General features: G+C 72.2%; 12 protein-coding genes. 6 read left to right on the forward strand and 6 right to left on the reverse strand.

Going from position 1 to position 11,124, the window contains the following annotated elements:
* Positions 1-2: 2 nt before the first annotated feature.
* Positions 3-458 carry a MarR family winged helix-turn-helix transcriptional regulator gene (locus tag ABD352_RS03545; protein ID WP_344610723.1) on the reverse strand — a complete coding sequence of 152 codons (456 nt, stop codon included), beginning with the start codon at positions 456-458 and terminating at the stop codon, positions 3-5.
* 76 nt (positions 459-534) lie between these two features.
* On the opposite strand from ABD352_RS03545, the gene gad reads away from it, so the two are divergent.
* Positions 535-1,893, forward strand: coding sequence for a glutamate decarboxylase (gene gad, locus ABD352_RS03550; protein WP_344610724.1), 1,359 nt, complete (start codon positions 535-537; stop codon positions 1,891-1,893).
* Here the strand turns inward: gad and ABD352_RS03555 are convergent.
* The 5 genes from ABD352_RS03555 to ABD352_RS03575 all read right to left on the reverse strand — a co-directional run bounded on the left by ABD352_RS03555 (position 1,890) and on the right by ABD352_RS03575 (position 7,187).
* Positions 1,890-2,735, reverse strand: a complete 846-nt coding sequence (locus ABD352_RS03555) for an expansin EXLX1 family cellulose-binding protein (RefSeq protein ID WP_344610725.1) — start codon at positions 2,733-2,735, stop codon at positions 1,890-1,892. The genes gad and ABD352_RS03555 overlap by 4 nt on opposite strands.
* A gap of 99 nt (positions 2,736-2,834) precedes the next feature.
* Positions 2,835-3,914, reverse strand: coding sequence for a calcium/proton exchanger (gene cax, locus ABD352_RS03560; RefSeq protein ID WP_344610726.1), 1,080 nt, complete (start codon positions 3,912-3,914; stop codon positions 2,835-2,837).
* Positions 3,915-3,938: 24 nt separating this feature from the next.
* The gene (locus ABD352_RS03565; RefSeq protein WP_344610727.1) at positions 3,939-5,141 is read right to left on the reverse strand and encodes a reverse transcriptase family protein; all 1,203 of its coding nucleotides are present in this window, start codon (positions 5,139-5,141) and stop codon (positions 3,939-3,941) included.
* A gap of 194 nt (positions 5,142-5,335) precedes the next feature.
* Positions 5,336-6,652, reverse strand: coding sequence for an NAD(P)/FAD-dependent oxidoreductase (locus ABD352_RS03570; RefSeq protein WP_344610728.1), 1,317 nt, complete (start codon positions 6,650-6,652; stop codon positions 5,336-5,338).
* A gap of 19 nt (positions 6,653-6,671) precedes the next feature.
* Positions 6,672-7,187: a mycothiol transferase gene (locus ABD352_RS03575; protein ID WP_344610729.1), complete on the reverse strand. Its 516-nt coding sequence runs from the start codon at positions 7,185-7,187 to the stop codon at positions 6,672-6,674.
* Between the two features lie 186 nt (positions 7,188-7,373).
* On the opposite strand from ABD352_RS03575, the gene ABD352_RS03580 reads away from it, so the two are divergent.
* From ABD352_RS03580 to ABD352_RS03600, 5 genes are all read left to right on the forward strand, one after another.
* Entirely contained in the window at positions 7,374-8,048 is a 675-nt protein-coding gene (locus ABD352_RS03580) for a dienelactone hydrolase family protein (RefSeq protein WP_344610730.1), read from the forward strand.
* 63 nt (positions 8,049-8,111) lie between these two features.
* On the forward strand, positions 8,112-8,669 hold the full coding sequence (locus ABD352_RS03585) for an RNA polymerase sigma factor (protein WP_344610731.1): 558 nt from the start codon (positions 8,112-8,114) through the stop codon (positions 8,667-8,669).
* A complete protein-coding gene (locus ABD352_RS03590; RefSeq protein ID WP_344610732.1) occupies positions 8,656-9,216 on the forward strand; it encodes a hypothetical protein in 561 nt (186 codons plus the stop codon). The genes ABD352_RS03585 and ABD352_RS03590 overlap by 14 nt, the downstream gene beginning before the upstream one ends.
* Positions 9,217-9,248: 32 nt before the next feature.
* Entirely contained in the window at positions 9,249-9,530 is a 282-nt protein-coding gene (locus ABD352_RS03595) for an antibiotic biosynthesis monooxygenase family protein (protein ID WP_344610733.1), read from the forward strand.
* A 198-nt stretch (positions 9,531-9,728) separates the two neighbouring features.
* Positions 9,729-11,093 (forward strand): S53 family peptidase, encoded by a 1,365-nt coding sequence (locus ABD352_RS03600; protein WP_344610734.1) that lies wholly within the window; start codon positions 9,729-9,731, stop codon positions 11,091-11,093.
* Positions 11,094-11,124: the final 31 nt, after the last annotated feature.

Raw genomic sequence — 11,124 nt, forward strand, 5'->3', positions numbered from 1 at the left:
GGTCAGACCGAACGCTGGCGGCTCGCCACCCGGCGCAGCACGTCCTTGAACGCGGCGTACGCCTCCTCGCCGACCGCCTCGGCGTGGCCGCGCTCGATGTCGCCGAGGATCTCGTCCGAGCGCCGCATCTGATCCAGGCCCAGCTCGGTCGGGACGATGAGCTTGGCCCGGCGGTCCTGCGGGTCGGGGTGGCGCTCGACGTACCCCAGCCCCTCCAGCTCGTCCACCAGCGTCCCGATGACCTGCTTGTGCTGGCCGGACTGGAACGCGAGGTCGGTGGCCCGGGTGCCCTCCGGGTCGAGGTAGGCCAGCACCGCCCCGTGCCGCGGGCGCAGCCGCGGGTGGCCCTGCTCGGCCAGACGCCGGAACAGCTCCTTCTGCAGGGCGAAGAGCACCTGCGCAGAGAGCACGCCGAGGTCGGGGTCGGCCCGCTTGCGGGCGCTGCGGGAAATAGTCACCGATCACGACTATAGGCGAACGGCAGGTCAACTACGCGACGCGTTAGGGGCGCCCTCGCCTGGGTAGCGCTCGCGGATGGACGACCGATCCCCGGAGCTCTCGGTGAACCCGGTCTTCACCCGCGAGCCCGTGCGCATCCCCCGCGACCAGCTGCCCGAAGGCGAGCTCGACCCGCCCGTGGCCTACCAGATCGTGCACGACGAGCTCCTGCTCGACGGCAACCCGCGGCTCAACCTGGCCTCGTTCGTCACGACGTGGATGGAGCCGGAGGCCGACCGGCTCATGGCCGAGAGCCTGGACAAGAACCTGATCGACCGGGACGAGTACCCGCGCACCACCGACCTGGAGTCCCGCTGCGCCCGCATGCTCGCCGGCCTGTGGCACGCGCCCGACCCGCGGTCCTCGCCGGGCGCCTCCACCGTCGGCTCGAGCGAGGCCTGCATGCTCGCCGGCCTGGCCCTCAAGCGGCGCTGGCAGCACTCGGGGCGCGGAAGCGGGCCGCCCAACATCGTGATGGGCATCAACACGCAGGTCTGCTGGAAGAAGTTCGCCAACTACTGGGACGTCGAGGCCAGGCTGGTGCCGATGGAGGGCGAGCGCTTCCACCTCACGCCAGAGACCGCGGCGATGCACTGCGACGAGAACACCATCGGCGTCGTGGCGGTGCTCGGCTCGACCTTCGACGGCAGCTTCGAGCCGGTGGCCGGGATCTGCAAGGCGCTGGACGAGCTGCAGGCCCGCAAAGGGTGGGACGTGCCGGTGCACGTCGACGGCGCGTCAGGTGCCATGGTCGCCCCCTTCTGCGACCCCGACCTGGCCTGGGACTTCCGGCTGCCGCGGGTGGCGTCGATCAACGTCTCCGGGCACAAGTACGGCCTGGTGTACCCCGGCGTGGGCTGGGTCGTCTGGCGCGACGCCGCCGCGCTGCCCGAGGACCTCGTGTTCAGCGTGAACTACCTCGGCGGCGAGCTGCCGACGTTCACGCTGGCCTTCTCGCGGCCGGGCGGGCAGGTCGTGGCGCAGTACTACAACTTCCTGCGGCTGGGCTACGCCGGATATCGGCGGATCCAGCGGTACAGCCGGGAAGTCGCGATGCTGCTGGGCGAGCGCATCGCCGGCCTGGGCCCCTTCCGCGTCCTGACCCGCGGCACGGACCTCCCGGTGCTGGCCGTGGCGCTGCGCGACGACGTGCTGAACTACTCGGTCTTCGACGTCTCGATGGCCCTGCGCACGGCCGGCTGGATCGTGCCCGCCTACACGTTCCCCGAGCACCGCACCGACCTGGCCGTCCTGCGCGTCGTGGTGCGCAACGGCTTCACCCACGACTTCGCCGACCTGTTCCTGGCCGACCTGAGCAAGGCGCTACCCCACCTGGAGCGCCGGGCGACCCCGCCCCGCGGCCCCGAGGCGGCCTCCTTCGCCCACGGCATCTAACAGCGCGCACCCGCCGCGGCGGTCGTGGTGGTCGCGGCGGCCACGCTGGTGCCCGCACTCTCGGGGGCGTCGGCGCTGGTCGGCGCCGCGGGTGATGCGCTCGCGAGCACGGACGGCGAGGCACGGCGGCTGGGTGCCGTCGTGCGCGGCGCCGCGGCCGCCTCGGTGGCCCCGGGCCGCTGCACGACCCCGGGGCTGAGCGCGACCCCGTTGAGCGTGGTCTGCCGCCCCTGCGTGTCGGTCACCCGGACGGTGAACGGCCCGTTCCCGGCCCCGCTCTCGGCGATCCAGTAGTTGTAGTCGGTCCGCGCGAGCGCCTTCCAGCCCCCGCCGCTGCGCACCTCGGCCCCGGCCACCGGGTTGCCGGTGTTGTCGAACCGCAGCGCCAGCCAGTACTGCGACGACCCCTCCTTGACCCGGACCGTGACCGGTCCCGGCACGGACGGGTTCACGACCTGGCTGTACGAGACCGCGATGATCCCGTCGTTCACGTTCCCGATCTTCGCGAACGCCTGCCGCGACAGATCGATGTGCCCGGCCTCGCACTCGGGACACCGATCGGCGACCTTGACCCGCACGGTCCCCTTCGGCCCCTTGACGTCGAGGTACCCGCCGCAGGCCGCCCCGCCCCGGTACTCGGCGTTGCCGAGCGCCACGACCAGCGGCTCCGCCACCTTGTCGAACGAGCAGTTCCCGCTGCCGTCGGCCGCGTAGTAGGTGGCCTGCCCGGTGGTCGCCGCCACGGCCGCGCAGGCCGCACCGGACGCCTGCGCCACGAGTGCGACGCTGGCCGCCCCGGCCAGGAACACCCCGGCCCCGGCCACCACCCAGATTTGCCCCACCAGCCACCAAGGCCTGTCCGCCCTATGGTCCGCCACGGCCGGATCGTATCCGCGCACGGGCGCCGATATCTCGCAGCAAAGCAAACCTTAAAACTCGGGTCAGCCCCACCAGAAGACCGAGGCGATGATGGCGTACAGGGCGACCAGGGTGGCGCCCTCCAGCCAGGTGGACTCGCCGTCGAAGACGATGAAGGCCACGGCGATCACGGTGACGGCCACGGCCATGATGAGCATCGGGGCGAAGACCAGCGTCAGGGTGGTCGCGGTGAAGAGGCTCAGCAGGACCAGCGCGGGGGCCAGGACCAGGGCGATCTGCAGCGGGCTGTTGATGATGACGCTGAGGGCGTAGTCGGCCTGGTTCTTGTACGCCAGCTTGATGCCGATCACGTTCTCGATCGCGTTGCCGGCGATGGCCACGATGACGAGGCCGGCAAAGGCCTGGGAGATGCCCAGGGCGTCGATCGCGGGCTCCAGGGCGTAGACGAACCAGTCGGAGACGAGGGCGGCGCAGCCGCTGGCCACCGCGAGCAGGCCGACAGCGACCCAGACGGGCCAGCGCGGCGGCTCCATGTGCACGTCGCCCGCGGCCGAGGCGTTGCGCTTCAGGCTGGCCGGCAGGGACAGCGCGAAGACGACGAGGAGGATGACGGCGACGAAGATCGACAGCGACTTCTCGTGCGGCTCGGCCGGGGTGTGCACGTAGGCGGCCAGGCTGGGCAGGACCAGGGCGCCGGTGGCCAGCACCATCAGCACCATCGTGGTGCGGGCCCGCTCGGAGTTGAACCGCTGGGTGCCGTGCCGCAGGCCGCCGGCCACGAAGGACAGGCCGAGCACCAGCAGGATGTTGGACAGGATCGAGCCGATGATCGCCGATCGCACGACCGAGACCAGGCCGGCCTTCAGCGCGAAGAAGCCGATGAACAGCTCCGGCAGGTTGCCCAGCGCGCCCTGCAGCACCCCGGTGGCGCCCGCGCCGAAGCGGTCGCCGAGCTGCTCGACGCTGCGGCCGACCAGGGAGGCCAGCGCCGCGACGGCGGCCCCCGCCACCACGAAGGCGAGCACCGAGGACACGCCGGTGTAGCGGGTGACGGCGGCCAGCCCGACCGCGACCGCGCAGATACCGAAGACCATGAAGTCGGAGCGCACGAAGATCGGCGCGGGGGCGGCATCCGCAGTCACGAGGTCGAATATGGCAGAGGATCACTACGGTGTCGCGACCGCGGCTGTGTACATTTCCCGCAGTTTGGCGGCCCGGGCCGGGCGGCCGCGCGCGATCCACTCGACGCGACCGGCCAGGTGCGCGGCGAAGTCCGGGTGGCTCTCGCGGTTGGCCGCGGCGAGGCCGTCGCGGGCCGCGGCGTGCAGCACCGCCCGCAGCCGGTCGTAGTCGGCCCGGGACGGGGCCGGCCGCTCGTTGACCACCAGGCCGGCCAGGCGCTGCTGGTCGGCCCGGCCGCGGACGCGGGTCTTGACGGGGTTGACCCGGAAGCCCTCCCCGGCGGCGATCCGCTCGACGAGGCCGATCAGCCGCCGCGCCTCGGCCGGCCCGAGAGCACCGGAGAAGGCCAGGTCGTCGGCGTAGCGTGTGTACACGGCGCCGAAGCGCGCGGCCACGCCGTCCAGCCGCCGGTCGAGCCGGAACGCGCACAGGTTGGCCAGCGCCGGCGAGCTCGGCGCCCCCTGTGGCAGGTGCGGGGCGCGCAGCGCGAACGCCCCGGGACGACCCCGCAGCACGGGGGCCGGCGTGCTCGTGGTGCACAGCGCGGCCAAGGTGTGCGCGACCGGCTCCGGGTAGCCCATCGTGCGGAACACGCCGTACACCCGGGAAATCGCGATGCTCGTGAAGAACGCGGCCAGGTCGAGGCGCACGACGAGCGGGCGGGCGGCGTGCGGGGCGGCGAACGTGTGCACCGATCGGCCGGGCACGAACCCGTGGGCCGCGGGATGCACCGGAACGCGCCCGAGCACCTCGTCCAGCAGCCGGCGCTGCAGCGCGCGGAGGCGGGGCTTCGGCGCCTCGATGAGCCGAGCACCGATCCAGGTGTACCGGTAGTGCCGCAGCGGTTCGACCGAGGTCTTCCGGTTGATCTCGCGGCGGTCGGCGAACCAGTCGAGACGGTCCCCGTCGACCTCGAGGAACTCGGCGAGCGCGGCCAGGTCGTCGAGGCGCGGCGCGTCCCACCGCATCCGGACCGTGCGGGTCGGCACCGCGCGCCGCACGACGATCCGCTGCGGCAGCCTCGCCGGCAACAGGGCCCCGAGAAACCCCGCCAGCTCGCGCGGGCGGTCGGCGGGCTGGTCGCGGTACGCCCGCAGCATCCTCGTGACGAGGGGACCCATCCATCGCGGGCGCCGCCCGAACACCTCGAAGCCGGCCTCGAGCAGCGCCGGCCGCTCCCACGGCACGGCCAGAAAGGCGAGCGCGAGCGCATGCGCGGCAGCGCGCCCCGACGTCGCCCGGTCGTGCCTGCCCAGGCTCGCGCGAAGCGCGGAAGCGGGCCGGCGATGCGCTGCGGTGCTCAATCCTGCGTCCCCGGGGTTACCCCGGAGAGATCACGGCGAACCGTGATCGGCTCGGGGCGCGCTGCCACCCGGCCAGGCTACGGCAACTTGTCCTGGTACTCCTGCAACGCGCGTCTCGCGTACACCTGCTGGAAGGTGGCGACCCGCTCCGATCGCCCGCGGCCGATGAAGCTCACGAACCAGTGCATCACGGCGGTGACCCGGTTCTTGAAGCCGACCAGGTACAGCAGGTGCACCACGAGCCACAACAGCCAGCCGAGCAGCCCGGCGAAGTGGAACTTCCCGACGCTGGCCACGGCGGAGAAGCGCGAGATGGTGGCCAGGCTGCCCTTGTCGAAGTACTTGAACGGCTGACCGGTCTCCTCGCCGGCGAGCCGCTTGCGGATCTGCCCGGCGGCGTGCCGGCCACCCTGGATCGCCACCTGGGCCACGCCCGGCAGGTCGGCCAGCGCCATCATGTCGCCGACGGCGTAGATCTCCGGGTAGCCGGGGACGGTGGTGTCCGGGTTGACCTTGATCCGCCCGGCCCGGTCGGTCTCCGCCCCGGTCGCCTCGGCGATCTGCTTGGCCAGCGGGGGCGCGGCCACGCCGGCCGCCCACATCTTGGTCGCCGACTCGATGCGCTTGTGCCCGTCGACGGTCTCCACCTCGATGCCGGTCTCGTCCACCTTGACGACCTTGGTCTGCAGCTCCACCTCGACGCCGAGCTTGTGCAGCTGGCGCAGCGCCTGGGTGGAGAGGTGGTCGCCGAACGTGGACAGGACCGTGGGCAGCGCGTCGATCAGGATGATCCGCGCCTGCCGGGGGTCGATGTTGTGGTACTGCCCGGGCAGGTGCCGGTGCGCGAGCTCGGCGATCTGCCCCGCCATCTCCACGCCGGTCGGCCCGGCCCCGACCACGACGAACGTGAGGAGCCGCTCGATCGCGGCCGGGTCGGTCTCCAGCTCCGCCAGCTCGAACGCGCCGAAGATGCGCCCCCGCAGCTCGAGCGCGTCGTCGATGCTCTTCATGCCGGGGGCGAACTCGGCGAACTCGTTCTTGCCGAAGTAGGACTGGCTCGCGCCGGCCGCCACGATCAGGGAGTCGTACTCCACCTCGTAGGCGATCCCGGGCGCCACCACGGACACCTTCCGGGCCGTCGGGTCCACCCGCGTCACGGTGCCCAGCAGCGTCTTGACGTTGTCCTGCCGCTTGAGCACCTCGCGGATCGGCGGGGCGATCTCACCCTCCGACAGGATCCCGGTCGCCACCTGGTAGAGCAGCGGCTGGAAGAGGTGGTGTGCGGTGCCGTTGATCAGTGTGATGTCGACCGGCGCCCTGCGCAGCGCCTTGGTCGCGAAGAGTCCCCCGAAGCCCGCGCCGACGATGACCACCCGGTGTCGTTGCTCGTCCATCTTGGCCTCCCATTCAAGTTTATCTTGAATGGCTGTCCAGCAGGCCCCGGATGTATGCGGCCTGCCCCACATGCTGACTGTCGTCGTCGAGCACGCTGACCAGCCGGACGCCGAGCGACACCGGCGGGTCCCAGCGCTCGTCGACGATCCGGTCGAGGTCCTCGGGGGTGAGCCGGGCCAGGAACGCGTGCGTGCGGGCGTGCACGGCGTCGAAGTACTCCAGCAGCGCCTCCGGCGACTCCGGCCGGACGGTGGCGACCTGCTTCGCGGTGTGCCCGTAGCCGGTGTCGTGCGCCTGCCCGTCGAGCCCGAACCGCTTGGCGTAGTCGCCGGTCGCCCACAGCTGCTCGGCCGGGATCAGCTCGGCGACGTGGTCGTCCTGCACCCGGGTGAGGTGCCAGACCAGCCAGCCGATCGAGTTCGCGCCGGGCTGCGGCACCCACTGCAGCTGCTCGGCGTCGAGCCCGTCGACGGCCCCGCGGACCAGATCGGGAAGCCGGCCGAAGCCCTCCACCAGCAGTTCGTTCACCTGCATCGCGGTCATCCCCTTTCGCCGGTCTGTCCATTACCCATCCTGGGCCGACAGATGCCTCCACGACGATATGGCCGCCGACGCGCCGGCCGCTCGCGGACGCGGCGGGGCGTACCCGCCGGCGCACGAAGCATGCGTAGGCGGACGGCGGCGGGGTAGCGAAAGCCCTGAGCGCAGAAGGAGGAGATCATGGGGTACGACACGGTAATGGCGGTCCCGTCCGCCGGGGTCGTCCTCGACGCCGACGTGACCGTGCCGCCGCACGCCCGCGGCCTGGTGCTGTTCGCACACGGCAGCGGCAGCTCGCGCCTGAGCCCCCGCAACCGGATGGTCGCCGAGCGGCTGGCCGGCGTCGGCCTGGCCACGGTGCTGACCGACCTGCTCACCGCGGACGAGGAGCGCCGCGACGCCGCCACCGGGCACCTGCGGTTCGACATCGGCCTGCTCGCCGACCGGCTGACCGGCGTGATCGACTGGACCGGCGGCCAGCCCGCGCTGCACCGGCTTCCGCTCGGCCTGTTCGGCGCCAGCACGGGTGCGGCGGCCGCCCTGCTCGCCACGGCCGCCCGGCCGCTGCGGGTGCGGGCCGTCGTCTCCCGCGGCGGCCGCCCGGACCTCGCCGGCGACCGCCTCGCCGAGGTGACGGCGCCCGTCCTTCTCATCGTCGGCGGGGCCGATCGGCAGGTCCTCGACCTGAACGAGGCCGCGGCCCGCACCCTGCGCAGGTCGTCGCTGTGGATCGTGGCCGACGCCACCCACCTCTTCGAAGAGCCCGGCGCGTTGGAGGAGGTCGCCGGGGCCGCGGCGCAGTGGTTCGATCGGCACCTGGCCGGAGTGGATCTGGATCTGGACGACTACGCCTGATGTAACGCCGCCGCGCTCGCCGACCAAGTAGGGGTGTAAGCACTCGTACAAGGGAGGTGGTCAATGGGATTCGTCGGCAGCGCGGCGGAGTTCGAGGCGTTCTATCGGCAGTACGTCGGGGACGTCAGCCGGTTCGTCGCGCGGCGGGTCGACGACCCGTACACCGCGGCCGATCTCACCGCGGACGTGTTCGTGGCCGTCATCGCGTCGGCGCACACCTATCGGCCGGAGCGGGGAAGCCTGCTCGGCTGGGTGTTCGGGGTCGCGCACCACGTCGTGGCGGCCGAGCGGCGGCGGGTCCGGCGCGAGAGCGACGCCGGGCGGCGCATCGCCGGGCGGCGGCTGCTCGACGCGGGGGACATCGCGCGCATCGAGGAGCGCATCGACGCCGAGAGGGATGCGCGCCAGGTGTACCGCGCCCTCGATCGCATTCCCGCCGGCACTCGCCGGCTGGTGGAGCTGGTGGCCGTCGACGGGCTGACGCTCGCCGAGGCGGCGGCCGCCCTGCGGCTCTCACCCATCGCGGCCCGGGTGCGCATGCACCGGGCCCGCAAGCAGCTGCGCGACCTGCTCGACTCGCCGATCCTGAACCCCGGAGGGAACACCCATGAGTACGCGTGAGGCCACCTTCGAGGACCGGCTGCTCGACGAGCTGCGGCCCATGGTCGCGCAGGCCCGGCCGCGCCCGGCGCCGCGGCGGCGCCTCGCGCTCGGCGGGGTCGCGGTCGCCGGGCTGGCGGCGGTCGCGGCGACGGGGACCGCCGTGCTGCACGACGGGCCGGCCTTCGCGGTGGAGCGCGACCCCGACGGCGCCGTCCGGGTGTCGATCTTCGACTACCGGGACCCGGACGGGCTGCGGCAGCGGCTGGCGGCCTTCGGGGTGCGGGCGGCCGTGGACTTCCTGCCGCCGGGGAAGGTGTGCCGGGAGCCGCGGGCCGATTACGTGCCGCGGGACCGGATGCCGCTGGCGATGGTCGACTTCTCGCCGCTGGACGGCAACCAGAACTACTTCCGCGTGCACCCGGAGTACCTCGGCCCGGAGCAGACCTTCGTGTACGCCGTCCAGGTCGACCGCGACCACCACGAGCAGCGGTTCATGATCCGCGTGGCCAACGGTCCCGTCGCGCCCTGCACGCAGGTGCCGGGACGAATTGGTACGCCAGCTTGATAGTCAAGATTAGTGACTATATGCTCCGAAGCATGATCGTGGAACTGACGCGGGTGCGGGTCGCGCCCGAGCACACGGAGGCGTTCCTCGCCGCACGGCCGGGCATGCTCGCGGACTTCCGGGCCGATCGGACCGGGTTCGTGGGGGCCCGGCTCGTGCGGCTGGGCGGCGGCGAGTGGCTGGACATCGTGGACTGGCGCTCGGCGGAGGATCGGGCGGCGTCGCGGCAGAAGGGGGCCAACCGGCCCGGCATCCGGGCGTTCTTCGAAGCCATCGACGAGGTCGTATCGGCGGAGGACGGCGAGGCGGTCTGAGCGCGGCCGGCGCCGCCCGCGCACGGGGGCGCAGTAGACATCGTCACGTGATGGTGGCGGGATTATTCCGGGAAGATGCCCGATTCGGAAGCCGGGAAACACGAGCAAAGGGTATCGACGAGGGTTCCGCCTAGTACCCCGACGGGCCCGCGAGCGATGCGATGGGCAGGTCCCTGTTGACCTGCACGAGAGGTGCCGATGAAGCTCATCTCGCTCGTGTCCCGGGCCGCCGTCGCGACCGTCGTGACCACTACCGTGGCCGGCTTCGCAGCGGTGGCCAGCCCGGCGGCGGTCTCGACCGCGTCCCAGCCGGCGTTCAAGGTCCGCCCGGCGGTGGCCGGCCACGTCCAGAAGGTTTCCCGGACCGCGCCGCTGTCCACGTCCGACTGCCTCGCGCAGATCGGCATCCACTGCTACTCGCCGCTGCAGTACCGCACGGCGTACAACCTCAACCCGCTGTACGCCCGCGGCATCACGGGCAAGGGGCGCACGATCGTCATCGTCGACTCGTTCGGCTCCCCGACGATCCAGCACGACCTCGAGGCGTTCGACGCCCAGTTCGGCCTGCCGAACACGACCGTCCAGGTCGTCAAGGCCGGCAACGTGCCGCCGTTCGACCCGGCCAACCCCGACCACGTCGGTTGGGCCCAGGAGACGACGCTCGACGTCGAGTACGCCCACGCGGTCGCGCCCGACGCCAAGATCGTGCTCGTGGAGACCCCGGTCGCCGAGACCGAGGGCGTCACCGGCCTGCCCGAGATGATGGACGCCGAGAAGGCGCTCATCGACAAGGGCGTCGGCGACGTCATCTCGCAGAGCTTCGGGGCCACCGAGAACACGTTCCCCGGCTTCGACCAGGGCAACTTCTCCAGCCTCCTCAAGCTGCGCTACGCCTACACCGACGCGGCGCTGCACGGCGTCACGGTGCTGGCCGCCTCGGGTGACGCCGGGGCCACCGACTACCAGGCGAACGGCGAGGACCTCTACACCTACCCGGTCAACTCCTGGCCCTCATCCGACCCGCTGGTCACCTCGATCGGCGGCACCCAGCTCAACCTCGACGACTCGGGCAAGCGCGTCTCGCCCGACGTGGTGTGGAACGACGGCTACGGCGCCGGCGGCGGTGGCCTGTCGCACGTCTTCCCGCGCCCGCTCTTCCAGACCGGGGTCCGCAACGTGGTGGGCAACCACCGCGGCACCCCCGACATCTCGATGAGCTCCGCCGTCGACGGCGGCGCCTGGGTGTACTACACGTTCGTCGGCGCCAGCTCGCCGTGGCACATCTTCGGCGGGACCAGCGAGGCGACCCCGATCTTCGCGGGCATCGTCGCGCTGGCCGACCAGCAGGCGGGCCGCCGCCTGGGCAACATCAACGGCGCGCTGTACCTCCTGGGCCTCGGCAGCACCAACACCCACCTGCCGACCGGCCTGGTCGACGTGACCTCGGGCGACAACAGCTTCGAGGGCGTCACCGGCTTCCCGGCCGGCCCGGGCTACGACCTCAGCTCCGGCTGGGGCACGATCGACGCAAGCAAGTTCGTGCCGGCCCTGGCACTGCTCTAACCAGCCCCACTGCGGACGGCGCGGCCCACGG

It is taken from the genome of Dactylosporangium salmoneum (assembly GCF_039532525.1).
In the GTDB taxonomy this organism is placed as follows: domain Bacteria; phylum Actinomycetota; class Actinomycetes; order Mycobacteriales; family Micromonosporaceae; genus Dactylosporangium; species Dactylosporangium salmoneum.